The sequence below is a fragment of the Alkalicoccus chagannorensis DSM 18086 genome (genome assembly GCF_000429725.1).
Taxonomy (GTDB): domain Bacteria; phylum Bacillota; class Bacilli; order Bacillales; family Salisediminibacteriaceae; genus Alkalicoccus; species Alkalicoccus chagannorensis.
Map to the genome: position 1 here is coordinate 18,950 of NZ_AUCK01000011.1, position 25,978 is coordinate 44,927.

Below are 25,978 nucleotides of genomic sequence, written 5' to 3' on the forward strand. Positions count from 1 at the left end.
CCGCCTTTCTCCCGGTAAGACATCTTTCCTGTGAAGTAAAAAAAGAACGGATGCCCAGGGGGAGGCACCCGTTCAAGAGGGGAATGTTCCCAGCGTACTGAAGTACTGAAGTACGGAGGAACGGTTCACAACTGCAGTATAGCAGGTCAGTACTTCCGTTGTGTTAACCCCATGTAAAAGATGTGTAAAGATATGCTCATGCTTCTTCCTCTAGATCAAAACGAAGCTGAAACGTTGTCCCTTCACCTGGGATACTATCTACGGAAAGAGAAGCATCGTGCGCTTCTGCCAAGTGTTTTACGATCGCAAGCCCGAGTCCCGTTCCGCCTGAGTTTCGACTTCTGGCCCGATCGACGCGGTAGAACCGTTCAAAAATTCTCGGAATTTCTTTTTCCGCAATCCCGATTCCCGTGTCCTGCACTTCAATGACCGCTTGATGGTCTTCATAAAAGGCCCGCACAAAAATGGTTCCTCCCGCAGAGGTGTAGACAACGGCATTGTTGATCAGGTTGATGAGCACCTGCTTCAACCGCTGTTCATCTGCGTCGATCGCGATCGACGCTTCTGCTTCCACCTGCAGCGTCATGTCTTTCGCTGCTGCTTTTTCCTGCAGCATCGTCGTTACTTCGTAAATGAGCGTGTTCACATCGACCTGCTTGATGTTCAGCTGGAAGTGTTCATCTTCAATTCTGGAGAGCTCGAGCAGATCGGTAATCAGCCCTTCCAGCCTCTCCGATTCTTTTGCAATAATCGTGAGGAATTTTTCCCGCAGGGCTTCCTCGTGCATAGCCCCATCCAACAACGTTTCGGTAAAGCCCTTCAAGGAGGTGACCGGCGTTTTCAGCTCGTGGGAGACATTGGCGACGAAATCTTTTCTCGCCTGCTCGAGCTTTTTCAGCTCGGTGATGTCATGAAAGACGAGAACAATGCCTTTGAGCTTGGCATCGGCGCCGATAATGGGAGCTCCGTGTACATCAAAGTGACGGATGTAAATCCCGCTCGGCCATTTCATATGTCTTCGGCCGGCTTCCTCCGTCAGGAACAATTCCTGGATAAACTGAACAATTTTTTTATGTTCGATGACGTGATAATAAAGCTGATTGCGCCAGCTTTTCGTGTCTTCCCCGAAAATATCTTTGCTCGAGCGGTTCATCAGCGTGATGTCCCCTTTATCATTGATGAGGATCAATCCACTGCCCATGTTTTCAATCAACGTTTCCAGCCGTTCCTGCTGATTTTCATACGTATTGGTAATCTGCTGCAGGTTTTCGGCCAGCACGTTGATGGATCGGTTCAGTTCCCCCGTCTCCAGATGAAGGCCCTCTTCCGTCCTTGCTTTAAAATTGCCTTCGGCGAGCTCATTCGCTACACGTCTGGCGTCTTCAATCGGACGAACGAGCTGGTTGGTAAGTTTGGTGATAAAAATGACAATGACGAGAAACGCTGCAAAAAACGACACGACGAGGAGCAGCCATACGTTCTGATAGACACTGTTCAACTCTGTCATGTCGAGTCCGAGACGGAGGAAACCGTCCTCTCCGTTCTGCATCGTAAACGGGCGGGCATAATACATCAATTCCTGATTGACTGTGTCACTGACGCGGATTTCAAATGGACTGCCGTCGTCCACCCCTTGAATCTCCGGCCTGTCAAGATGATTGTCCATCTCCTCTACATCGGCATCACTGTCTGCGGTCACTGTCCCGTCTTCCAGCATAATCGTGAGCCTTGCATCCAATCGGTTCCCTGTTTCCTGTACAGCCTCGGCAAATGCTGCGTCATCCTCCGGGTCAACCGTTTCCAGCACGTATACTGCGGCGTCCGCTTCTTTTTCGATCCGGTCGAACATCTGGTTCTGGTAAAAATCTTGAAGAAACGGGCCCAGCAGCGCCCCCAGTCCGGCAAGGACCACGAGGATGATCAACGACAGGGGGACGATGAGACGATAGCGGTAGCTATTCATCTTTATACGGATCCTCCATTTTGTAGCCCAGTCCTCTCACTGTCTTGATATAGACCGGTTTTTTCGTCGTCGGTTCAATTTTTTCACGAAGGTGGCTGATATGGACATCGACGATGCGTGTATCCCCGATAAAATCGTAGTTCCAGACGGAATTCAACAGCTGATCTCTCGTCATGACCCTTCCTTTGTTCGTTGCCAGGTAGACGAGCAGTTCGAATTCTTTCGGCGTCAGCTCCAGGGGCTCTTTTTTTACAAAGGCTTCATAATTCTCTGGATAAACATCCACGTCCCCGATTGTCAGCTTCTGCGGCTCCGGTGCCGCTGGCGCCTCCTGCCGTGTCTGTGCAGAACGGCGCAGAATCGCTTTGACCCTTGCTGTCACTTCTCTTGGGCTGAATGGCTTTGTTAAATAATCATCAGCACCGAGCTCGAGCCCGAGCACTTTATCAAATTCATCATCCTTTGCCGTCAGCATCAGGATGGGAGTCATCACTTTCTGCTGGCGCAGTCCTTTACACACTTCCAGTCCGTCCATTTTGGGCAGCATGAGGTCGAGTACGATCAGATCAAATTCACCGGTTCCGGCTTTATCCAATGCTTCCTCCCCGTCTATTGCGGTAGTCACATCAAATCCGCCCTGCTCCAGATTGAATTGAAGCAGCGTCAAAATGGATTCTTCATCGTCTACGATCAGCAGCTTCTGCGGCATGTCATTTCCTCCTGAGGTCTCTCCCCCTGTTGAGAGACTGTATTTGCGAACCTTCCCCGTACCATTATCTTACTACATTTCGCCCAGCCCGCAACAGCTGCAGAGGGAAATACGAGAAAAGGACGTAGTTACCATAGTGACGATCCCGGCTTCCTTTCCCGACGCTTGTACTTCTTATCCGGGAGCTGAAGCAGGTCGGTCCGCTGCCTTTTTGCGCTGCTTCGCCTCTGGAAACGTGCGCTTTCCCGACGCATGCGGGTCTACTGCCAGAATTTTTGAGCCACTTCGCAGCACGTTTGCGCCGCTTCTGCCTGCAATGCCGACGCCTGCTCAACATGTTGGGCAGGCAGGCAGCCCTTCCCATGACCGGATCGACCAGCCCGCGGGAGCGGTCCATCCGAAAAGACGCAGCCTGCAGCACCGCTTTTACCCTGCTATAAAATATTTTTAAGAAAATAGCTCTGTTATCGTTTATTGTTGATAATGACAGGAAACTCCGCTGCAACTCGGCAGGCTTGCCGTGGAGGAAATCTCCAGCTTCCTCGGTCTAACGCCCTGCGGGATCTTCCGATCTCCTTCTTCCACAGGCGTCCGCCGGTCTTCGCTGCGTCCTTCTGAAAGAAAAGAAACGTTTATGAAACGGAGCAGGCCCAGGCTATTTTTCGAGACGCCTGCAGATAAAGAAAGCGTGAAGATCCTCCCGGAAGTAAGGGAGGGAGAGCGGAAGGATGTCTCCGCGGCAAGCGAAGAAAAAGGAGCCTCAGGCGTCCTTTTTATATCAACACCAGCCTTTAACTGAGCTAAGAAAATACATAACGCTTCCGATGATCCTGATAGGATCGTCGGAAGCGTTATGTTGGTGCATAAAAGCAGCGTCCCCTGCCTATAACAGGGAACGTTCACACGTTCCCTGTCGTGAGTGCCGAGCCCATTTCTTTTTTACCGTTACCCTGCCTCTTACCGGCATAGTAGTGAAACATCCTGCTGCTAGAAGTTCTCGAATGTTTCTTCTTGTTCTGTCATCGGTTTTCCCGGCGGCGGTGGTTCTACCAGCAGTTTCGCCGTCAAAACCGTTACGCCTCGGCTGTTTTTGCCTTCTGCATCAATCGTGACCTCCCGTTTTTCCCGGTCAATATCGGTGATCACCATTTTGAGCGTCAGTTCATCGTAATGATACAGCGGTTTCTCATAGCGGACCTGCTGCTCTTTGATCAGTGATCCCGGTCCCGGGAGTTGCATCGAAATCGCAGCATGAATAAATCCGTTCAGCATTAAATGCGGAACAATCGGTTTTTTCTGCGGTGTTCTCGCAGCGTAATCATGCTGAATATAGGCGGGATTCGCATCATCACTGAGTCCAAGATACAACAGGATATCCCGGTCCTTCACTTGGTATTTGTCTTCGAACCGGTCGCCAATCCGCAAGTCTTTGAGCGGACGACCCGGCTTTCTATTTTTTGTAAACATATACGCTCCTCCAAAAGACAGCGCTTACACTCGACGTGAAGCATCGGCTCCGGTTTCCCGGAGCCTGCTGTCTATAATGCTTTCATAACCTCTTTAACCGAATCGGCCGACTGATCCAGCTGACGGCGCTCTTCTTCGTTTAAATCAAGCTCGAATATTTTCTCAATACCGTTCCCGCCAAGAATGGCCGGAACGCCAAGATACATATCGCTGTATCCGTATTCGCCGTCTAAATATGCAATGGCCGGAAGAACCCTCTTCTTATCTTTGAGAACGGCCTCCACCATCTGGACAATGGCAGCAGCCGGAGCATAATAGGCACTCCCGTTTCCGAGCAGTCCGACGATTTCTCCACCGCCTTTTCTCGTACGCTCGACGATAGCATCCAGCCGTTCCTTCCCGATCAGGGTCTGGACCGGGATGCCTCCGACAGAACTGTAGCGGAGCATCGGCACCATATCGTCTCCGTGTCCTCCGAGAACAAAGCCGCGTACGTCTTCCACAGATACTTCCAGTTCTTCCGCAATAAACGTACAGAAGCGGGCTGTATCCAGCACACCCGACTGACCGATCACGCGGTTCTTCGGAAATCCGGATTCCTGATAAACCGCATAGGTCATCGCATCGACAGGATTGGTGAGCACGACGATAAAGCAGTCCGGAGAATGCTTGACGATCTCCTTCGTTACGCTGCGCATGATGCCTGCGTTGGTGCTGATCAGATCATCCCGGCTCATGCCCGGTTTCCGCGGAATACCTGCAGTGATGACCACAATATCGGAATCGGCCGTATCCTTATAATCGGATGTTCCTTTAATGTGGGAATCAAACCCCTGCACAGGAGCAGATTCAAGCATATCGAGCGCTTTTCCTTTGGTAGGATCCTCATTATCCGGAATATCCACCAGGACGACATCGCCGAGTTCTTTCTGCGCAGCCATCAGTGCTGTGGTCGTTCCGGTAAATCCGCTTCCTACAACAGTAATTTTTCTTCGGTGGACTGTACCCATGCTAAACACACTCCTTTGAGAAATTGGCACATCTATTCGCTTCCAAGCATCGGCCGGAGGTTCCGGCTCCAGGATCAGGGATCCGCAGTTCTGGATGGACGTGCATGGTACTTTTCAAGCGGCGGATAAAGGCGCCGTATTGCTTCAGGAGAACGGAGACATTCGTATAACGCCCATTTCCTCCACATCAAGCCACGTCCTGCTCTGAAAAAAGGCGCCATGATATGCGAACTATCATGACGCCTGTTCAAGCCTATCCCTGCTGTAAGCCGGAAGGCCGGAAACGCTTATCCGAGGTTACGGATGAGTGCATCACCGAACTCGGAGCACTTCACTTCTGTTGCGCCGTCCATCAGGCGGGCAAAATCGTACGTAACGGTCTTTTCAGCAATCGTTTTATCCATGGCATTCTCAATCATATCCGCTGCTTCAGCCCAGCCGAGGTGACGGAGCATCAGTACGCCGGAGAGAAGTACAGAAGATGGGTTTACTTTATCCTGGCCTGCATACTTCGGTGCTGTGCCGTGCGTCGCTTCAAAGATAGCATGCCCGGAATCGTAGTTGATGTTCGCACCTGGAGCAATACCAATGCCGCCGACCTGCGCAGCAAGCGCATCAGAAACATAGTCGCCGTTCAGGTTCATCGTAGCTACAACGTCGAATTCCTTCGGACGAGTCAGAATCTGCTGCAGGAAGATATCAGCAATCGCGTCTTTCACGATGATTTTCCCTGCTGCCTCTGCTTCATCCTGCACTTTGTTCGCTTCCTCTTTGCCTTTCTCATCTACAATACGGTCGTACTCCGCCCATGTGAATACGCGGTCGCCGAATTCACGTTCAGCCAGTTCATATCCCCAAGTCTTAAACGCACCTTCAGTGAACTTCATGATGTTGCCTTTATGAACGAGTGTAACGTTCTTTCGGCCTTCATCGAGAGCATACTGAATAGCAGAGCGGACCAGACGCTCTGTTCCTTCTTTGGATACCGGCTTGATTCCGATACTGGACGTTTCAGGGAAACGGATTTTCGTCTGTCCCATTTCATTCTGCAGGAAGTCGACTACTTTTTTCGCTTCTTCCGTGCCTTCCTGAAATTCGATACCGGCGTAGATGTCTTCAGAGTTCTCGCGGAAGATGACCATATCCGTATCCTCCGGATGTTTCACTGGAGATGGAACGCCTTTGTACCAGCGTACCGGGCGGACACAGGCAAAAAGATCGAGTTCCTGACGCAGAGCCACGTTCAAAGAACGGAAGCCTCCACCGATCGGCGTCGTCAAAGGACCCTTGATGGCAATCATGTATTCCTCAATGGTTTTCAACGTCTCGTCCGGAAGCCATTCTCCTGTTGTATCGTGCGCTTTTTGTCCAGCGAGCACTTCTTTCCACTCGATCGATTTCTTCCCATCGTAGGCTTTATCTACAGCAGCTTCAATGACCTTTGAAGATGCTTTCCAAATATCCGGTCCGATCCCGTCTCCCTCAATATAAGGAATAATCGGTGTATCGGGTACATGCAGATTTCCATTCGTTACTGTGATTTTTTCTCCTGCCATGATTCAATCAACCTCCTGAATATAGTTCGTTGGTTCACAAATAGATATATGGTGAAAGGCAGAACTGCAGTATATGCAGTTCCGCGCTCTACCAGCTTTTACTTGCGGTCTTTCAGTGGGATCCATTCCTGCTTGTCCGGTCCTGTATATTCTGCACGAGGACGGATGAGGCGGTTGTTTTCATACTGTTCGAGGATGTGCGCTAGCCATCCGGAAACCCGGCTGACAGCGAAGATAGGTGTAAAGATGTCATGCTCGATACCGAGGCTGTGGTAAACAGACGCAGAATAGAAATCTACGTTCGGGAGCAGACCCTTTTCGTTGGTCACAATCTCATCAATTTTCACACTCATATCATACCATTTGGATTCCCCTGTGATGTCGGTCAGCTGACGGGACATTTCCCGCAGATGCTTCGCACGCGGATCGCCGTCCTTGTAAACACGGTGGCCGAATCCCATAATCTTCGTTTTGTTCTCCAGCGCTTCTTTGATATAAGATTCTGCCTTATCCGCATCGCCGATATCGTTAAGCATCGCCATGACACGTTCGTTGGCACCGCCGTGAAGTGGACCTTTCAGGGCACCGATCGCGGCAGTAACGCCCGAGTAGACGTCAGACAGCGTCGCAACACAGACGCGCGCCGTGAAGGTGGAAGCATTCAGTTCATGGTCTGCATGAAGAACAAGTGCTTTATTGAAGGCCTTCTCGGAAATTTCGTCCGGCTCTTCTCCGTTGAGCATATAGAGGAAGTTGGCAGCAAAGCTGAGTTCCTGCTTCGGCGCAACCGGCTCTTTCCCTTGACGGATACGTGCAAAAGCCGTCACGATCGTTGGCAGCTGCGCCTGGAGGCGAACGGCCTTGCGGCGGTTGGCTTCTTCCGTCATTTCATCTGCTTCTTCATCAAAAAGGGCAAGATTGGAGACTGCTGTGCGCAGCGCTGCCATTGGGTGCACCTGATCGATCGGGAAAGAACGGAGCTGATCCAATACTTCCTGCGGTACAGTGGAAGCCTGGGCGAGTTCCTTCGTGAACGTTTCCAGCTCTTCCTTATTTGGAAGTTTATTATTCCAGAGCAGGTAGACAACCTCTTCAAACGTAGCGTTATCAGCAAGATCATCGATGTTGTAACCGTGGTAGGTCAATACACCGTCGATGATGGAACTCACACTGGATGTTGTTGCAACAATACCTTCCAATCCTTTAGTTGTGCTCATGCTATCTCTCCTTTACGAACAGAATTGAAAACGAAAACAACGCTCTGCGCTGCCCCCGCCTGTCAGAAAGCGGTTACGAAAAAGGCAAGGATGTATCAACCAAACCATCTATTCGTATGTAGTCTCTTTTGTCACGCTTCCTATTATACCATTTTTCGTATTTTTGTGAATGTAAAATTTAGAAATCCTCAGAATATCCCGGCATTTTTATAGAAGCGTTCAGCCCCCCATAGAGCTGAACGCTTCAACGATTCTCATGACGAGGTAGGCAATGCCGGCACCGATCACAGGACCTACAGCAACACCTCCGAATAAAGCCACGGCGAGGATGGTTCCGAAGACAAGAGCAGTGGTAATATGAGGGTCATTCTGCAGCAGTTCAATGCCATTTGCTGCAATCACAGCGACAAAGACACCGGATAAGAGCGCTACCCAGGCATAAGAGGATCCGAGAGCTTCCCTCAAATCTCCGAAGCCGATGTCCCCAGTCATAATGGGCACAAGTACAGCAACGGTAATGATAATGACACCGATCTGAATACCTTTGGACTGAAGAAACGGCAGTGCCGTGCTTCCGAAACCGGAATAGTGGAGAGCCACGAGTATGCCTACGGCGATCATGAGCGTTGTATTTTTGGCTGCAAGTCCGATCACGAAAAGAATGATCATAAAAAGAAGAGGTTGATTCATCGTTGTTTTTCCTTTCTATTAATATCACTTACGACCGGCGGAGCAGAGTGCCTTTTGGTTTGAAGAAGGATGCGGCTTTAAGAGCTCATGTCTACAAGCACAACATAAAAATGGAACGCCGTTCATACGACGTTCCAAACGAGCGTATTGAAGGCCGGCCGGCAGCGCTTTCCTCCGCTCACGAGTCAGCGGTCAGGAGCACCCCGGCGAGCACCTGATTCGCCCGGATATCAGTAGCGGCGTCCGGACTGATTGTTGATGACATAGACATTTCCGCTTTGAATCATTTTTTCATATACGGACCGCAGGACGCGCTTGAAGGCTTGTCTCGTTGGCGGCAGCAGCAGCAAAAAGCCAGCTGCGTCGGTGATGAAACCGGGTGTCAGGAGGACGGCTCCTCCGATCAGGATACAGATGCCATCAAGCAGCTCATCTCCGGGCACCATGCCCTGCGACGTTTTCAGCTGCGCCTTTCTTATCGCCTGAAGCCCTTCCCGCCTGGCGAGAGCGGCACCTACAATGCCGGTCAGGATTATAAAGAACAACGTCCATAAAATACCGATTAGGTTGGCTGATATCAGCAGAACGCCGATTTCAGCAGCAGGAACAATAATCAGCAGCAGTAACAACAATTTTTTCATCGCTATCTCTCCCCTGCTTTCTCTGGTTCTGTTTTATTTTACCACGGATGCGTGGTTTCTGTCTCCCTGCCGTCTTGTTCAAAAAGAGTCTCCAGCCACTACAGCCGGCAGCCGAACTGCAGTCTTTTCACTCGGCTGCCGAGAAGAATGCGGCAGCGAAACATCTTCCGGCGAACGGGGGGCCGCTTCGAACCAACCGATCAACGGCATGCTCATGTTTGGACCACGTTCAGGAGCAGCCGCGCTTCGAAAGAGCACCAAATGGTGTCATCGGTATAGATCACCATGTGTTGTCAGCCCGGCTTCAGCGGAACAGAAGGCTGCATGCGTGAGACAGTCACCGGAAGATTCTCATTTACATGTTGAACAGCCTCAGGCATGCGCAGACGTTTTTCAAATCGCGCACCTAGGATTCTCTTTAAAAAGAAGGCTTTGTTAAAGCCTAGTGTTGTTATAACAAAAGTACGCCTGCGGCTCTTTTTTCTTCGCTTGCCGCGGAGACATCCTTCCGCTCTCCCTCCCTTACATCCGGGAGAATCTCACGCTTTCTTTATCCGCAGGCGTCTCGAAAAATAGCCTGGGCCTGATCCGTTTCATAAAAGTTTCTCTTCTTTCAGAAGGACGCAGCGAAGACCGGCGGACGCCTGTGGAAGAAGGAGATGGGAAGATCCCGCAGGGCGTTAGACCGAGGAAGCTGGAGATTTCCTCCACGGCAAGCCTGCCGAGCTGCAGCGGAGTTTTCTGTCATTATCAACAATAAACGATAACAGAGCTAAAAAGAAAAACGAAACCTTTTCAGCCGTGAAGGGCGGCGACGCCAGAGGGATCAAGCGCCGTCCGAACATCCTCCTCGCAACGCGGGGAGAGTGAAGGGCAAGCCCCTTGGCAGGCGTCCGCCTGAAACGGCAGAAAAGATGCCACAGAAATGAACCTCTACCCCAACATGTATTTTAGAACCTACCGGAAGTCGAACCTTTAATTTTCCAGTAAATAGTAAAAGCCGTCGGAAGAAGAACCTTCCAACGGCTCTGGTACAGTGGTTTCCACTGCTTATCGATTAAAGAATGCTCGCCGACCCTTTATAAACCTTACCTTGTGTGCCATCGACGGTTACTTCGTCCCCATCTTTCAGGATGCTTCGAGCGTCTTCTACGCCGACAACAACTGGGATACCGAGGTCCAGTCCCACAACCGCTGCATGGGATGTCAGTCCTCCCTGTTCTGTGATGACAGCTGCCGCTTTTTCAAAGGCTTCCATCATGTCACGGTCCGTGTTGTTCGTGACAAGCACATCCCCATGCTTCATTTTTTCAATTGCTTCTGCTGCGGACGAAGCTGTTTTCACTTGGCCTTTCGTCACTTTGCGGCCGATGCCCTGCCCTTTGGCAATGACCTCTCCGATGACATGCACTTTCATCAGGTTGGTAGTTCCCGTTTCACCAACCGGTACACCAGCGGTAATCACAACAAGGTCGCCATTTTTCACGAGGCCGGACTTCAGCGCTTCATCTACTGAAAGCTGGAGCATTTCATCCGTGGATGTCACGTCCGTGCCGAGCTGGGCATGAACGCCCCAGACGAGAGACAGAGAGCGGCTGACTTTTTCGCTGCTCGTAACGGCGACGATGTCTGATTCCGGACGGTATTTCGCAATCATTTTTGCGGTATGGCCAGACTGTGTTGCCGTGAGAATAGCAGACGCGTGCAGGTTCAGTGCGGTATGCGTTACAGATTGACTGATTGCTTCTGTGATGGTGTTATCACTCTCACGGGAAATGCGGCGCAGGACATCCTCGTGCTTCATGGCTGTTTCTGCACGAAGGGCAATATTCTTCATTGTCTGAACCGATTCCACAGGGTAATCCCCTGCTGCAGTTTCTCCGGAGAGCATGATAGCGTCCGTGCCGTCGAGGATCGCGTTGGCGACGTCAGAAGCTTCTGCCCGGGTCGGACGTGGATTCCGCTGCATAGAGTCGAGCATCTGCGTAGCCGTAATGACCGGCTTGCCGAGACGGTTGCACTGTTTGATCAGTTCTTTCTGTACGAGCGGTACTTCTTCCGAAGGGATTTCTACGCCGAGATCGCCTCGAGCTACCATCAGGCCGTCGGACACTTCAAGAATTTCTTCGATGTTGTCGACACCTTCCTGGTTTTCAATTTTTGGAATGATCTGAATGTGTTCGGCTCCGTGCTTTTCCAGCAGTTCACGGATTTCCAGTACATCGGACGCACGACGGACAAAAGATGCCGCGATAAAATCAACGTCCTGCTCAATACCAAAAAGGATATCCGCAGCGTCTTTCTCTGTGATTCCCGGCAGGCTGACGCTCACATTGGGAACGTTTACCCCTTTTTTATTTTTCAGCGTTCCGTTATTCAGTACTTCGGTCACGAGCTCGTCCGCGCGCACCTCGGTCACGAGCAGTTCAATCAGGCCATCGTCCAGCAGCAGCTTGGAGCCTTCGTGAACATCGTTGACCAGTCCGGGATACGTGATGGAGATCACTTCTTCATTCCCGCTCACTTCGTTCATCGACACCCGAAGCGTCTGGCCTTTCTGCAGGTCTACTGCTCCGGCAGCCAGTTCCTGCGTCCGGATTTCCGGCCCTTTCGTGTCCAGCAGAATCGCCGTGTTCTGGCCTGCTTTTTTCGCCGCTTCCCGAACGGATTTGATTCTTGCTCCGTGCTCTTCAAAATCTCCGTGGGAGAAATTCAATCGTGCTACGTTCATGCCGGCTTCAATCAGCTGTTCTACTTTCTCCTCTGATTCGCTGGCCGGGCCGATCGTACAAACAATTTTCGTTTTTCTCATAGTGTTGTTTCCTCCTTAAATAAATATGCCCTGCTGGGTCTGTTCCACATCCCGCTTTCTCGATCCGGAAAGAAGTGACTGACAGTCGAGGCATGTCAAAAGCATCGACGGCATGAAAACTGGATGCAGCTGTGCGCTGCCTGCAGCGGTATCATTCCGTACAAAAGCCAGGACCGCCGTGCCGGCGTCCCAGCTTCATATCTACTGCCGTTAAATAGACAGCTCCTTGGAAAGCTGATACATCTCCTGATCGAGAGACGCTTTTTTCTCCAGTGCATCTTCTATAGCATGGTAGACAAGCTTATTGTTTTCAATTCCGACCATCAGGCCGGCTTCTCCTGCAAGCAGCAGCTCCACTGCCTTTGCTCCGAGACGGCTTGCGAGAACCCGGTCCCGTCCTGTCGGTGAACCGCCGCGCTGAATATGACCGAGAACCGTGACACGTGTTTCCAGTTCGGTTCGGTCTTCAATCTGCTGCGCAACTTCGCTTCCGGAGCTGACACCTTCTGCGACGAGTATGATGCTGTGTTTCTTCCCACGCTTGTGGCCGCGCTTCAACCGATTGATGATCTCATCGATGTCTTCTCCGGCTTCTGGGATCATGATGGTTTCCGCCCCGGCGGCCAGTCCTGTCCATAGAGCGAGATCTCCTGCGTCCCGTCCCATGACTTCGACGATGTACGTCCGTTCATGCGACGTGGCAGTGTCTCTGATTTTATCGACTGCGTCGATCGCTGTATTCAATGCTGTATCAAAGCCGATGGTAAAATCGGTCCCTGGAATATCGTTGTCGATGGTACCTGGAACTCCGATGGTTGGAAAACCTTGTTCCGCCAGCTTTTTCGCTCCCATGAAGGAACCATCTCCGCCGATGACGACAAGGGCTTCGATGCCGAATTTTTTCAGCTGTTCAATGCCCTTCTGCTGGCCTTCCGGCGTTTTGAACTCTTCACATCTTGCTGTATACAACTTGGTTCCTCCACGGTGAATAATGTCACCGACGGATCCAAGTTCCATTTTTTCAATATTCCCGTCAATCAATCCCTGGAATCCGTAATAAATACCAAATACCTCCAGGTTATGATAAATCGCTTTCCGTACAACAGCCCGGATGGCTGCATTCATGCCCGGAGAGTCGCCTCCGCTTGTTAGTACACCAATGCGTTTCATGATTTGTTCACCTCGGATTATGGCTTCTTTTTCACATGTGTTAAAAATAACACTTTCCTTTTTCAAACACAATAGACGCCCGGCATGGCAGGCTTTTCATACATGGAAGGATATTCGACAAAAATCCCTATTCCTCGGCATTGGCATCGTTTACAAACGTATAGGATCCGATTTTATTAAATTTTTCATGCCGCTGCGAGACCAGTTCGTCGGTATCCAGCGCACGGAGCTCGTCCAGCGAGGTTGACAGAACAGTGCGGATCGCTTCCGCCTGGGATTCCACATCCCGATGGGCCCCGCCGCGTGCTTCCCGGATAATATGATCGATGATGCCCAGGTCGTACAAATCCGGAGCGGTGATTTTCATCGTTTCCGCCGCACGTTTTGCTTCTCCGGCATCTTTCCAGAGGAGTGCTGCTGCCCCTTCCGGCGAAATGACAGAGTACGTTGCATTCTCGAGCATGAACAGCCGGTCTCCGATCCCGAGGGCCAGTGCGCCGCCGCTTCCGCCTTCTCCGATGACGATACAGATCACGGGTACACGCAGCCCTGCCATCTCCAGCAGATTTCTGGCAATGGCCTCACTCTGCCCTCGTTCTTCGGCCGCTTTGCCCGGGAATGCCCCCTTCGTGTCGATGAAACAGATGACAGGCCGTTGGAATTTCTCCGCCTGCCGCATCAGGCGCAGTGCTTTGCGGTATCCTTCCGGATGCGGCATGCCGAAGTTCCGGCGCACATTTTCTTTCGTGTCTCTGCCCCGCTGATGCCCTATGACTGTGACCGGCTGTCCTTCAAAGAATCCAACACCGCCGATAATAGCCGCATCATCGCCGTACAGGCGGTCGCCATGCAGCTCGACAAAGTCGTCGATCAGGCGCTTCATGTATTCATCTGTCGTCGGGCGCTGCGAATGACGTGCGAGCTGGACCCGGTCCCATGGATTCATGTTTCCGTAAATATCTTCTTCCAGCTGCTGCAGGCGCTGCTCCAGCTTTTCAATTTCACCGGTAAGATCGATCTCTTTTTCTTCTGTAAAGGATTTCAATTCCGCGATTTTATTTCTCAGCTCGACTACTGGTTTTTCGAATGGCAGTTGTTCAGTCATGTTGTCTCCTCCTTTGCCGCAGGGTGGTGCACAGCCAGCAGAATGGCGATCGTACGGCGCATATCATGTCGGTGGACGACCTGGTCCAGCTGTCCATGTTCCATCAGAAATTCAGACGTCTGGAAGTCGTCCGGCAGCTTTTCCCGGATGGTCTGTTCAATAATCCGTCGGCCGGCAAAGCCGATCAGCGCTCTTGGCTCAGCCAGGTTCACGTCTCCTAATGAGGCGAAACTTGCGGAGACGCCGCCTGTAGTCGGATGCGTCATGACGCTGATGAAGAGCAGGCCTGCTTCATCCAGTCGTTTCAGCGCCGCACTCGTTTTTGCCATCTGCATGAGACTGACGACGCCCTCCTGCATTCTCGCCCCTCCGGAAGCGGAAAACAGAATGACCGGCAGACGCGCTTCGATGGCACGGTCTACGGCGCGTGCTATTTTCTCCCCGACAACGGACCCCATGCTTCCCATACGAAACCGGGCATCCATCACACCAATGACAACAGGTACACCTTCCACGCTGGCCTTTCCCGTGACAATGGCTTCATTTAAGTTTGATTTTTCGCGGTCTGCTGCAGACTTCTCTTTATATTCAGGGAATTGAAGCGGATCCTCTGCAATCATGCCTTGATCAAATTCTTCGAAGCTGCCTTCATCAATAGTACAATGCAGGCGCTCTCCGGCTGTGATGCGGTGATGGTACCCGCAGTTTTCGCATACCATGTCATTTTTACGCAGCTCTTTTATGTAAAAAATCGTGCCGCAGTCCGGGCACTTCGCCATCAACCCTTCCGGCACTTCTTTCTTCTTTGACTGATCGGGATGCTTTTTGCGTTTTTTTGAAAAGAGATCTTTCAGCATAGATCTGTTCCTCCTTTAAACCTGATGGTCAAAACGTACTGTTATCGAGATGATCCCTGAGCTTGTCTGCTGCATGATCAACATCATTCAGCTGCAGCAGGGAAAGGATCGTTTCATGTTCTTCCCATGCTGCAGCGGTTCTTCCCGGCCTGCTGAGGCTTTCTTCCAGTGCTGTGCGGCTGTATTCCACGAGCGGCCGCCATATATTCAGGAGCAGCCTGTTTCCGCTCAGCTCGACGAGCATCCGGTGGAACTGCATATCCTGTTCCACAAAGCAGCTGTTCTCTCTGCTCTGCTGCACCTCTGCTACAAGGCGGCCCAGATCGTTCAACTGTGCTTCCTTCATTCTGCCCCGTGCCAGACGAACAGCTTCCACTTCAATCAGCGTCCGGGTTTCCCCGAGATCGGATCTGGCACGCTCATCTTTCAGGAAGAACCCGGTGAGAATTTCTGCAAGCCGATGACTTCCGGCCTTCCGTAAAAACGTCCCTTCGCCCTTTCTCGTTTCAATCAAATCAAGCAGTTCGAGGGCGCGCAGCGCTTCTCTTACAGAGGAACGTCCGCAATGCAGGGTCTCTGCAAGTTCGCGTTCGGACGGCAGCCTGCTGCCAGCTTCCAGTCCACCGTTGATCATGAGGAACTCAATATGCTGGAGAATCCTCACATACACTTTCTTCGATGTGTGTTCCATAGTAACTCCTTCATCTTCAGGAAACCTTCAGCGAAAATGCTGTCCGGACGTCACTCCGGACAGCATTCTGCTGCTTTATCAGGCATCGTGTTCAATCATTGTCATCTGACGCGTTCGTTCCGCCACTTCTTCCGCATCTACTTTTCTCCGGGCTACGCCGGTCTCCATTGCTGCTTTCGCTACCGCTTTGGCAACTGCAGGGGCTACCCGCTTATCAAACGGAGCGGGAATCACGTAATCTTCGTGCAGCTCCGGACCGGAGACGAGCTCTGCAATAGCTTTCACTGCAGCCACTTTCATCTCTTCATTGATGTGCGTAGCGTAGACATCGAGGGCGCCGCGGAAGATTCCTGGGAAAGCCAGTACGTTATTGACCTGGTTTGGAAAATCCGACCGTCCCGTCCCGATAACGCTTGCTCCGGCTCGTTTGGCATCTTCCGGCATGATCTCCGGAACCGGGTTGGCCATGGCGAAAATAATCGGATTTTCGTTCATGGAAGCAACCATCTCTTCATTGAGTGCACCTTCCACCGACACTCCGATAAAGACGTCGGAATCAGCGATCACCTCAGAAAGAGATCCTTCCAGGTGTTCCGCATTCGTCACTTGGGCAATATCGTTTTTCAGTTTGTTCATGCCGTAGGAACGCCCTTCGAAAATAGCTCCTTTGGAGTCACATAGAATGATGCTCTTGCATCCCATGCTCTGCAGCAGCTTCATAATGGCAATGCCTGCTGCACCCGCCCCGTTGATGACGACGCGGATATCTTTCATCGCCTTCCCGCTCAGTTTGAGCGCGTTAACGAGGCCGGCTGCAGTAACAATAGCGGTGCCGTGCTGATCATCGTGGAAGACCGGTATGTTCATTTCCCGTTTCAGACGTTCTTCAATCTCAAAGCAGCGGGGCGCAGCGATATCTTCGAGGTTGATCCCGCCGAAGGTCGGCTCCATTAATTTCACCGTGTTCACGATTGTATCGACATCATTGGTATTGAGGCAGATAGGAAATGCATCGACGCCCGCAAAAGATTTAAAGAGGACTGCTTTCCCTTCCATAACCGGCATCGAAGCTTCAGGTCCGATGTTTCCGAGTCCGAGTACTGCTGAACCATCGGAAACGACACCGACCATATTCCCCTTGATTGTATAGTCATAAACCGTCTGCGGATCTTCGAAAATCGCTTTACACGGTTCTGCTACGCCGGGAGAATACGCGAGGGATAAGTCGTTTTTGTTTCGTACTGGAACTTTAGGAGTTGTTTCCAGCTTCCCCTTCTTTACCCGGTGCATGTGCAGTGCTTCTTCTCGTAATGTTGCCAATTCGGCCACGCTCCTCTGCAGTCATTAATATGTTCACGCTCCTGGGTGGTCTGACCACCTCTCACCGGATTCATTATAACAAAAACGGACGCATCTTACACCCTCGACTGTCTGACAATGGCATGTTTTTTCCCAAGAAGTGCCTCCAGCTTTGCAAGAAATGCGTCCGTTACCCGCACATTCCACATTTCGGACAGCCTGACCACGTTTCCGGACGACGCATATTTCAGCACGACCGGCGTACTGCCGGGTTCGTTTTCCAGCATCGTCTTCAATGCTTCCATCTTCGTTTTTTCAATCGAGTACGTGATGTATAAGTACAGAACGTCGTGCTGTTCCGACTGTTTCACGAGCTCTTCTATAGGGACCATTTTCTCCAGGAGCAGCTTCTTCTCTCCTTTGTATTCATCGATTTTTCCATCGAGAAAAATTTTAGCCCCTTTCTGCAGCTGCAGCTGATACCGGCGGTACGCTTCCGGAAAGACGGTTACGGAAATCGTGCCGGTCTCATCTTCCAGTTCAACAAACGCCATCATATCTCCCTTTTTCGTCTGCACCTGCCTGACCTGGAGCACAATGCCAGCTGCCCGGACATTCCCGGAAGAAGCAAGGATGTCCACCACTGGCATGCGGTCGTATTTCTTCAGCAGCTCCGCTGCTTCTTCCAGAGGATGGCCGCTGGCGTAAAAGCCGAGAAACGCTTTCTCCTGCTTCAGCAGGGCTTCCCGGGACATAGGGGGAGCCTCTGTGTACCGTGCTTCTTTCTCTTCATCCGGGAACAGCGCTTCGCCGGTCTCTTTTTTTCTGCGCTCCTGCTCTGCGTATTCGAGTGCCGTGTCTATACTCTTAAGAAGGCCCGCACGATGGACGCCGAATACATCAAGGGCGCCGCTGAGAATCAATGCTTCCAGAGAACGCGTGTTAATCTGCTGTCGTGGTAGTCTCGCGGCGAAATCGAACAAGTCCTGGTATGGACCGTTCGCCCTCTCTGCTTCGACCGCGCGCGCGAGCCCCCCTCCCACCTGCTTCACTGCGGTGAGACCGGTCCTCAGCCCGTCCTCACCGGAACGAAACCGGGCTCCGCCCCGCTGGACACATGGACCGAGGATTTGAATGCCGGCGGCAGCAGCTTCCTGCATAAACATCGAACGCCGTTCGTCATCATGCACCGCGAAATCGAGCAGTGCTGCATAGAAGGCTTCCGGGAACCTGGCTTTGAAGTAGGCAAGCTGATACGAGATGAGACTGTACGCCACCGCATGGCTCCGGTTAAAACCGTAGTTCGCAAAACGAAGAATCTGGCTGAATACCTCCGCCGTCTCCTCGGTACCGAATCCATTGCTCCTGCCGCCCTCTTTAAACCGCTGTTCCATTTCTTCGAGCTCATCCGGCTGCTTCTTGCTCACAGCCCGGCGGAGCAGGTCTGCTTCCGACAGCGAAAAACCAGCCATCGTAACCGCCGTCTGCATAATCTGCTCCTGGTAAATCAAAATCCCGTACGTCTGTTTGAGGATCGGCTCCAGCGCCGGGTGAATGTAGCTGACCGGCTTCTTTCCGTGCCGGCGGTCGATGTATTCCGGAATGAATTCCATCGGACCCGGTCTGTACAGGGCGTTGACGGCGACAATGTCTTCAAAGTCCGCCGGTTTCAGTTTCTTTAATACCCGCTGCATGCCGGCAGACTCCAGCTGGAAGACGCCCGCCGTCCTCCCCTCACTGAGGAGGGCGAACACAGCCGGATCCGGCTCCGGTTCAGAAGGAGCCGCAGTGCCGGTATCTTTCTCCATCTGCTGAATCAGCGTAAGGTTGCGCAGCCCGAGAAAATCCATTTTCAGCAGACCGAGCTTTTCCACATCCCCCATCGGAAAGCCGGTAAGGGATAATCCCTCCTGCCCGCGCTGCAGCGGAACTTCCGCTGCAAGCGGCTGATCGCTGACAACGATGCCTGCTGCATGAATCGACGCGTGCCTCGGGAGTCCTTCTATTCGTTCAGACATCTGCAGCAGCTGTCCGGCAGCCTCCTCCTCTGCTGCCTCCTGCAGGGCGCTGTTCTCTTCAAGCGCCTGCCTGAGGGTGATCCCGGGTCTGGATGGGATCATTTTTGCCAGCTCGTCCAGCCTCCGCTGGTCAAATCCAAGGGCTCTCCCGGTATCCCGGAGAGCGGCTTTCGCTGCAAAGGTCCCAAATGTAATAATTTGAGCGACGCGGTCGTGCCCATATGTTTCCGCGACGTAGCGGATGACCTGCTCCCGGTCCTGATCGGCAAAATCAATATCAATATCGGGCATGCTTACTCGACCAGGATTCAAGAACCGCTCAAACAGAAGATCATATTTTACTGGATCTACTTCGGTGATACCGAGAACATAAGCGGCAAGTGAGCCTGCGGCCGAGCCACGTCCAGGACCCGTCTTCAGCCCGTGTGCCGCTGCATAGGCCATGAAATCTGCAACAATCAGAAAATAATCCTCGAACTGCATGGATAAAATTACATCCAGTTCCCGCTTCAGGCGCGCCTCTACTTCTGCTGTCACAGTCTCATAACGCCGTTTCAAGCCATCCCTGCACCACTGCTCCAGCAATTGAGCAGATGGCACGTCTCCAGGGTAAGAAGGCAGCAGCTGCTGGCCGAGCGGAAGTTCCCAGCTGCATGCTGCTGCTATCCGTCCGGCTTCGTCTACTGCTTCCTCCCAGCCTGGAAGCAGGGAGCGGACCTCCTCCTCACGCATAAAATGCCAATAGGACATCTCCTCCGGTGCCAGTTCTACCTGTCCTCCGGAGCGGACCGCCTCCAATACGGGAAGCACCTCCGTGTCCTCTTTTGATGCAGCGTGAAGGTGTACGGAGGCAGTAAAACGCTGAGGAAACTGCTTCTCCCAATCCCTCAGTGAAAGAAGCACACTCCGTTCCCAGGCCGTCTGGTGGAATTGTACTTCCGTCCAGATCTGCACACCCGCTTCGTCCTTTAACGTCGTTTCCCACAGTGCGGCACGTTCCCGCTGTTCATGAAGCAGCAGCGTCTGCAGAGGACCTCCGTTCATCGGCTGAATGATGAATACCTCATTCAGTTCTTTCAGGTGACGGAGCTCCAGGGCTTGTTCCTGCTGATGGAGCTGCACTTCGGTAAGCAGCTGCAGAAGCTCATGATACCCGTCCGTCGAAGCAGCCAGAAGAACGAGAGAATAGCGTTCCTCTTCCCAGATGAACGGCATCTCGACCCCGATGATCGGCTTGATCCCGTGTTTCAGACACGATTCATAAAACGGGACAGCCGCGTGCATATTCCCCTTGTCGGTAAGTGCCAGCGCAGGCATTTGTTCTGCCGCCGCTGCCGCCGTCAGCGCCTCGATACGAGCGCAGCTTTCAAGCATGCTGAAAGCACTATGTACGTGCAGATGAACGAAACTCATGACAGATCCCTCTCTCTTCTGATGCCTTGTATTCAATGTATCAGAACATGCGTTCCAAATCCAGCATCGCCTGCCTCTGCCGCCTTCTGTTTCAACGAGCACAGGTGCACTGGTCTTTCCGAACCGCCCCCTCTTCTTCTGTTCATCCCAAGGATCCAAAGCGCGGAGCACCTTTTGGTTGGAACCGCGTGTGCCTCAGGATTGATGAGGGATGGGAGGGTTCTTCTTTCGTCGCCCCTCGCAGTGTACGGAGCCGCCGTCTCCCACCAGTGAGAACGTCTCCATTCGTATCATCCAAAAAATCCCCTCCTTCCCGTCTGGGAAGAAGGGGAACACGTACCTTCGAAGGAACAAATGGAGCACTTCATGCGTGACGGAGGCGGACGTTTCGTGTTTGAAGGTGATCTGTCTCCGCCTGCTCAGGCGCTTGCATTCAAGATGATCGATAGCTGCGGCAGAGTTGATCCAGCTCCGTGAATAACGCTTCTGCCTCCGCCCAGTCTGATACGGCAGCTCCGGATGCCATCGGATGACCTCCGCCGTTATAGGCTTCCGCCAGATGATGAATCTCAGGACCCTTCGAACGAAGGCGAACCCGGATCTCATCTCCTTCCTCGACAAAGAACACCCATGCCGTCAGCCCTTCAATATTCGAGAAGCAGTTGACGAGCGCGGAGGATTCCTGCACGGTCACGTCGTATTCACGGAGGGATGCTTCCGTCAAGGGTACCTGCACAGCTCCGGATGATGTCATTTCCATCGTGCTGAGGATGTGTCCCTGCAGCCGCATGATTTTCCAGCTCGTTTCTTCCATCTTCTGGTGCAGAGCTGTCCGGTCGAAATCAATCGCGACAAGCCTGCTGACGACGCGGAACGTTTCTGCTGTTGCATTCGGGAAGCGGAATCGTCCTGTATCCGCACTGATCCCTGCGTACAAAAGCCGCGCACAGGCGGGACTGATTTCGAGTCCATTCACCTCTGCCAGCTGATAGATCATTTCCGCCGTCGAGCTGGCCTGTGGGTTGACGAGCTGCAGATCTCCGTAGATGTCCACTTCCGGATGATGATCGATCTTCACGATGAAATCAGCATCTGCTGTCCTGCCGTCGATCCTGGCCTGATTTGCTGTATCACAGATGACAGCCAGCGCATTGCCGCTATCCATCGTATCCATATGTGCAAGGAACGTCAGGGACGCCTCTTCCTCCCCCGCCAGCAGTACTTGTTTATCGGGGAACGCTGTCAGGATCAACTCTTTCAATGCCGCCTGGGAGCCTACCGCGTCCGGATCGGGCCGGACGTGACGAAATATCACAATGTTGTCGGTGCGTGTAATCGTATCCCAAATATCAAACATTACCTGCCTCATACAATCCTCCTACATCCGGAAATCTCTTTTTCCGGCTCTCGATTTAATACACACTGACCGCTTTTTTCATGTGGTTGTCCAGCGGGTGGATGCCCTCAGTGTGAAAGGGTGTGTTTTCCTTTGCGTGTCTGATATAATGAATTGCGTCAAGCCTGCTTCGTGCAGAAATGAATAAAGCTAAAGGAGTCCAGCATCATGATCCTATTTCCTATTGTTATTATTGTTTCCCTCGTACTGTTCGTGTATTTTAAAGTCTTCCAGTCAAGAGCCCGTGGAGGAGCTCAATACGAAGTGCTCGGAGCGAGAGCAACGATGTCGCTCGGTATCTTCGTCACGACTTTTGGTATTAACAGCTACATCAACTTCCAGACGACCACAGCCGCTGTCATCGGGCTGATTTTTACCGCTCTCGGTGTGTTCAATATTTATCATGGAGTCAAACGGCACAAGCACTTTCAGCCGCTTGCAAAAGAAGAGAAAAAGAAGGACGCTTCCTGACAGAAGCCGTCTCCCCTGGCCGCCTCCGATTCGATCGGAGGCGGCCTTTTTTGGAATATAGGAATGTATAAGTTTTCATACAGTGTGACGGCGGCTCCATGCGCTGCTCGGGAAGAAACAAAGCACGTTTTCTTCCCTCAAAAAGCTTGCAGCGCTTCCGCATGCCGTTCCGACCAAAAGGCGCTCCGCGCTTTTGTTCTGGCTGTTATCGTATTTATCGGTCAATCAGCTGTGCCATGAGCATCGCTTTCCCAACCACTTGATCTTCGTAATACAGCTCAACATCCACTTTCCCGAATTTCCGGCCGACTTCGAGTACTTTCGGTTCTACAATCATTCTGGCATCAATCTGCACCGGCTTCATGAAGAAGACAGTCAGATTTTCGACTACGAGATCTCCTTTTTTGTAGCGGCGCAGCACCCGGCTCGCGGATTCCGTCACGATGGTCGTAATCACTCCGTATGAAATCGTTCCGAGATGATTCGTCATCTGCGGCGTCACTTCCAATTGATACCTGGCGTGACGGCCTTCGGATACATCTTCCAGATGACGCGTGACAAGGTCCTCAATGGTATCCCCGACGTGGGGCTGCCGCTGAATCATCTGCAGGGCTTTCAGTACATCCTGTCTGCTGATGACCCCGAGAAGTTCACGGGAAGAGGAAATGACCGGCAGCAGTTCGATCCCTTCCCAGACCATCATGTGGGCCGCTGAAGCGACAGAGGTTTGTCTCGTCACCGTAATCGGCTGCTTCGTCATCACTTTCTCGATCTCTGTGAAAGCTCCCGCGCCCATCACGTCTTTCGCTGTGACGATCCCATGCAGCCGGAGATGATCATCGATGACGGGATAGCGGCTGTGACCGGTCTGCTGATTGAGGGTCTGGTATTTTTCCACTGTGTTATGAAGCGTCAGATGATCGGTTTCTTCGAGTGGAATGAGAATATCTTCAACAGAGATAATTTCCTTTTTGATCAGCTGATCGTAGATGGCCCGGTTGATCATCGTTGCTACCGTGAACGTATCATACGAGGTGGAAATAATCGGGAGCTCCAGTTCGTCAGCCAGCTGTTTGGCTTCTTCAGTCGTATCGAAGCCGCCGGTGATCAGCACCGCAGACCCTTCTTCCAAAGCCATCCGGTGGACTTTTTCCCGGTTTCCGACAATCAGCAGATTGCCCGCCTCGACATAGCGCATCATCGCTTCGGATTTCATGGCCCCGATGACAAATTTGTTCAACGTTTTGTAGAGCCCGTTCCTCCCGCCGAGCACGGTCCCTTCCACGACATTGACCACTTCTGCATATGTGAGTTTTTCAATATTTTCTTTCTGCTTCTTCTCAATTCTGATGGTCCCTACCCGCTCAATCGTACTGACGAGACCTTGATTTTCCGCATCCTTAATCGCTCTGTAAGCCGTCCCTTCACTCACGTGAAGATCCTTGGCAATGTTCCGCACGGAAATTTTACTGCCGACGTCCAGGGATCTGATATGCTGTAGTATTTGTTCGTGCTTTGTCATAGCAGGCACACATCCTTCTTGGAGAATCTGTTCACGTCCATTCTCCTGTCTGTACTATTACAAGTATAATAGGAACAGCCACCCAGTTCAAGCAGATTTGTGCTGCTGTACTATATCTTTCTGCCTGTCGTATCGAAACTGTCTCAGCGGGTCCCCCCACGGGATAGTAAAGAATGTCCTTCTACTTCTCCCACACCAGGGTACATAATGGTAAAATGAGGTGGGCCCGCAAACTAATTTCACATTTTTTGAGATTATTAGATAATCTGTTCATGGTTCGGGTATAGGAGTAGTACTAATGCACGTAAAAGGAGGGACTCCGGTGAAGATATGGTGGATGCTTCTGCTCTTCCTGCTGACAGCAGCTGGCTGCAGCCCGGAAAGTCAAGAGGCAGCGGATTCCGAAAACAACACCGTCGAATTGATTTTCGGCGATCAGGAAGAAAGTTTTTCGGCTTCCTATTATGCTGAAATGACAGAAGAAGCACTCGATATATTTGAATCGAGAACGTACTATCCCGGTTCTGGTGATGTAGATGATACCGATCTCGAACGGTGGTTTATCCGTTATTATATTCAGATGCATGAGTACAACGAAAACTGGTCTGTCAACGAGCTGATGCAGCTTGCGGAAGAAAGAGTCCGTTTTGAAGAGGAATGGCGGAGCTTGGCTTCCAGCCGGTATGATATCGAAGTCGATGAAGAGGATGTCGAGGAGCAGGCTGATTACAACGTCGAACTGTTTGAGACGAACACGCCTGCCTCCGTCAGCGGTATTGCTGAAGGACGCGGCATGACGATCGAAGAGTTTTTTCACGAATTCGACCGCGACCATGCGGAAAGAACAGTCTTATGGGAACGCCTCTACCCGGTGCTGCAGGAAGAATACGCCTCCGACGAAGAGAACAATACCGTGTCACTGGCCCAGCGCTATACCGAAGACGTGTTAACGTCGATGCAGCAGGAGGAAGCAGTCCCCACTCTGCCTTCCCTCCCGTAACGCCGCCGGCCGCCAGGTCTCTGCATCCATCAATGAGGAAATCTTCCCTATCGTGCACAACCTGTGCGTATAGACCATAAAAGACAATCTTGACACATATAAACCGCGCCTGCCGGCGCGGTTTATATTGATTCTATCCAGTTACTTCAACATGTCAGAGCCGGATCTTATTCCGCTGCTCGTCCTTGACAGCGTTACAGGTCGAGCTCATCGCCCGCTTTCATCACGATTCCTTCTGCATTCTTTAATTTAGAAGCAAATGCATGCGGATCCTGTTTAATCACAGGGAACGTATCATAGTGAACAGGAACTACTTTGTCTGCCTGTACCCAATCCGCAGCCAGTACTGCATCGTCCGGCCCCATCGTAAAGTTATCGCCGATCGGCAGGAAAGCAAGATCGATCTCATGCTGCTCCCCGATTAGTTTCAAATCGGAGAAGAGGCCAGTATCGCCGGCGTGGTACACTGTCTTCCCTTCGGCTGTAAACAGAATGCCGGCTGGCATGCCTGTGTAAACAATACGCTGATTTTCTTCCTCGGTATAGGCTGACCCATGAAACGCCTGCGTGAATTTCACAGTTCCAAACGCAAATTCATGTTTTCCGCCGATGTGCATCGGATGCGCATTAACGCCTTGAAACCCAAGATACGTAGCCAGCTCAAAAGGAGCCACGACAAGAGCATCATTGCGTTTCGCCATATCAACGGTGTCACCGACATGATCATTGTGACCGTGGGTAAGAAGAATGACATCCGCTTTCGTGTCATCTGCCCGGAGATCTGTCAGCTCATTACCGCTGATAAAAGGATCAATAAAAATGTTGGTTCCGTTCGTTTCGATTTTTACAACTGAATGGCCGTGGTAGGATACTTTCATCGATCTGAACGCCTCCTTGGTATAGTGGATTCATCAATGCCTATACCCTTGCTTCCTGGTATTTATTCCCCTGATTTTTTTGTTGTGCTACAC

The 25,978-nt window shown here is 51.7% G+C and carries 20 protein-coding genes; 2 read left to right on the plus strand and 18 right to left on the minus strand.

The window, feature by feature from the left end; translation table 11 throughout:
- Positions 1 to 196 precede the first annotated feature (196 nt).
- The 16 genes from pnpS to G477_RS0107475 all read right to left on the minus strand — a co-directional run bounded on the left by pnpS (position 197) and on the right by G477_RS0107475 (position 21,987).
- The gene (gene pnpS, locus G477_RS0107395) at positions 197 to 1,963 is read right to left on the minus strand and encodes a two-component system histidine kinase PnpS (RefSeq protein ID WP_026697399.1); all 1,767 of its coding nucleotides are present in this window, start codon (positions 1,961 to 1,963) and stop codon (positions 197 to 199) included.
- Positions 1,956 to 2,672, minus strand: a complete 717-nt coding sequence (locus tag G477_RS0107400) for a response regulator transcription factor (protein WP_026697400.1) — start codon at positions 2,670 to 2,672, stop codon at positions 1,956 to 1,958. Before G477_RS0107400 ends, pnpS begins: the two co-directional genes overlap by 8 nt.
- 987 nt (positions 2,673 to 3,659) lie before the next feature.
- Positions 3,660 to 4,139, minus strand: a complete 480-nt coding sequence (locus G477_RS0107410) for a MaoC/PaaZ C-terminal domain-containing protein (RefSeq protein ID WP_026697402.1) — start codon at positions 4,137 to 4,139, stop codon at positions 3,660 to 3,662.
- 71 nt (positions 4,140 to 4,210) lie between these two features.
- On the minus strand, positions 4,211 to 5,149 hold the full coding sequence (mdh, locus tag G477_RS0107415) for a malate dehydrogenase (RefSeq protein WP_026697403.1): 939 nt from the start codon (positions 5,147 to 5,149) through the stop codon (positions 4,211 to 4,213).
- A 287-nt stretch (positions 5,150 to 5,436) separates the two neighbouring features.
- Positions 5,437 to 6,705 (minus strand): NADP-dependent isocitrate dehydrogenase, encoded by a 1,269-nt coding sequence (gene icd, locus G477_RS0107420; RefSeq protein ID WP_026697404.1) that lies wholly within the window; start codon positions 6,703 to 6,705, stop codon positions 5,437 to 5,439.
- Positions 6,706 to 6,803: 98 nt separating this feature from the next.
- Positions 6,804 to 7,922 carry a citrate synthase gene (gene citZ, locus G477_RS0107425; RefSeq protein WP_026697405.1) on the minus strand — a complete coding sequence of 373 codons (1,119 nt, stop codon included), beginning with the start codon at positions 7,920 to 7,922 and terminating at the stop codon, positions 6,804 to 6,806.
- Positions 7,923 to 8,141: 219 nt separating this feature from the next.
- Positions 8,142 to 8,612 (minus strand): DUF441 domain-containing protein, encoded by a 471-nt coding sequence (locus G477_RS0107430; protein ID WP_026697406.1) that lies wholly within the window; start codon positions 8,610 to 8,612, stop codon positions 8,142 to 8,144.
- 230 nt (positions 8,613 to 8,842) lie between these two features.
- Positions 8,843 to 9,253, minus strand: a complete 411-nt coding sequence (locus tag G477_RS0107435) for an FxsA family protein (RefSeq protein ID WP_026697407.1) — start codon at positions 9,251 to 9,253, stop codon at positions 8,843 to 8,845.
- 1,057 nt (positions 9,254 to 10,310) lie between these two features.
- Positions 10,311 to 12,065, minus strand: a complete 1,755-nt coding sequence (pyk, locus tag G477_RS0107440) for a pyruvate kinase (RefSeq protein ID WP_026697408.1) — start codon at positions 12,063 to 12,065, stop codon at positions 10,311 to 10,313.
- 210 nt (positions 12,066 to 12,275) lie between these two features.
- The gene (gene pfkA, locus G477_RS0107445; protein WP_026697409.1) at positions 12,276 to 13,235 is read right to left on the minus strand and encodes a 6-phosphofructokinase; all 960 of its coding nucleotides are present in this window, start codon (positions 13,233 to 13,235) and stop codon (positions 12,276 to 12,278) included.
- Between the two features lie 127 nt (positions 13,236 to 13,362).
- Positions 13,363 to 14,340: an acetyl-CoA carboxylase carboxyltransferase subunit alpha gene (locus tag G477_RS0107450; protein ID WP_026697410.1), complete on the minus strand. Its 978-nt coding sequence runs from the start codon at positions 14,338 to 14,340 to the stop codon at positions 13,363 to 13,365.
- Positions 14,337 to 15,197: an acetyl-CoA carboxylase, carboxyltransferase subunit beta gene (gene accD / locus G477_RS0107455; RefSeq protein WP_026697411.1), complete on the minus strand. Its 861-nt coding sequence runs from the start codon at positions 15,195 to 15,197 to the stop codon at positions 14,337 to 14,339. The genes G477_RS0107450 and accD overlap by 4 nt, the downstream gene beginning before the upstream one ends.
- A 28-nt stretch (positions 15,198 to 15,225) precedes the next feature.
- Entirely contained in the window at positions 15,226 to 15,888 is a 663-nt protein-coding gene (locus G477_RS0107460) for a FadR/GntR family transcriptional regulator (protein ID WP_026697412.1), read from the minus strand.
- A gap of 78 nt (positions 15,889 to 15,966) precedes the next feature.
- Positions 15,967 to 17,178 (minus strand): NADP-dependent malic enzyme, encoded by a 1,212-nt coding sequence (ystJ, locus tag G477_RS0107465; protein WP_170203853.1) that lies wholly within the window; start codon positions 17,176 to 17,178, stop codon positions 15,967 to 15,969.
- Between the two features lie 125 nt (positions 17,179 to 17,303).
- The gene (dnaE, locus tag G477_RS0107470; protein ID WP_026697414.1) at positions 17,304 to 20,618 is read right to left on the minus strand and encodes a DNA polymerase III subunit alpha; all 3,315 of its coding nucleotides are present in this window, start codon (positions 20,616 to 20,618) and stop codon (positions 17,304 to 17,306) included.
- Positions 20,619 to 21,051: 433 nt separating this feature from the next.
- Positions 21,052 to 21,987 (minus strand): DHH family phosphoesterase, encoded by a 936-nt coding sequence (locus G477_RS0107475; protein WP_026697415.1) that lies wholly within the window; start codon positions 21,985 to 21,987, stop codon positions 21,052 to 21,054.
- 195 nt (positions 21,988 to 22,182) lie between these two features.
- Here G477_RS0107475 and G477_RS0107480 point away from each other — a divergent pair, with 195 nt between their 5' ends.
- Entirely contained in the window at positions 22,183 to 22,485 is a 303-nt protein-coding gene (locus G477_RS0107480; protein WP_026697416.1) for a YtpI family protein, read from the plus strand.
- Positions 22,486 to 22,699: 214 nt separating this feature from the next.
- On the opposite strand, the gene G477_RS0107485 is transcribed toward G477_RS0107480, so the two are convergent.
- Positions 22,700 to 24,007, minus strand: a complete 1,308-nt coding sequence (locus G477_RS0107485; protein WP_026697417.1) for a DRTGG domain-containing protein — start codon at positions 24,005 to 24,007, stop codon at positions 22,700 to 22,702.
- Between the two features lie 322 nt (positions 24,008 to 24,329).
- On the opposite strand from G477_RS0107485, the gene G477_RS0107490 reads away from it, so the two are divergent.
- The gene (locus G477_RS0107490) at positions 24,330 to 25,007 is read left to right on the plus strand and encodes a hypothetical protein (protein WP_156897309.1); all 678 of its coding nucleotides are present in this window, start codon (positions 24,330 to 24,332) and stop codon (positions 25,005 to 25,007) included.
- Positions 25,008 to 25,201: 194 nt separating this feature from the next.
- Here G477_RS0107490 and G477_RS0107495 read toward each other — a convergent pair whose 3' ends face one another.
- Entirely contained in the window at positions 25,202 to 25,885 is a 684-nt protein-coding gene (locus tag G477_RS0107495) for a metal-dependent hydrolase (RefSeq protein WP_026697419.1), read from the minus strand.
- Positions 25,886 to 25,978: the final 93 nt, after the last annotated feature.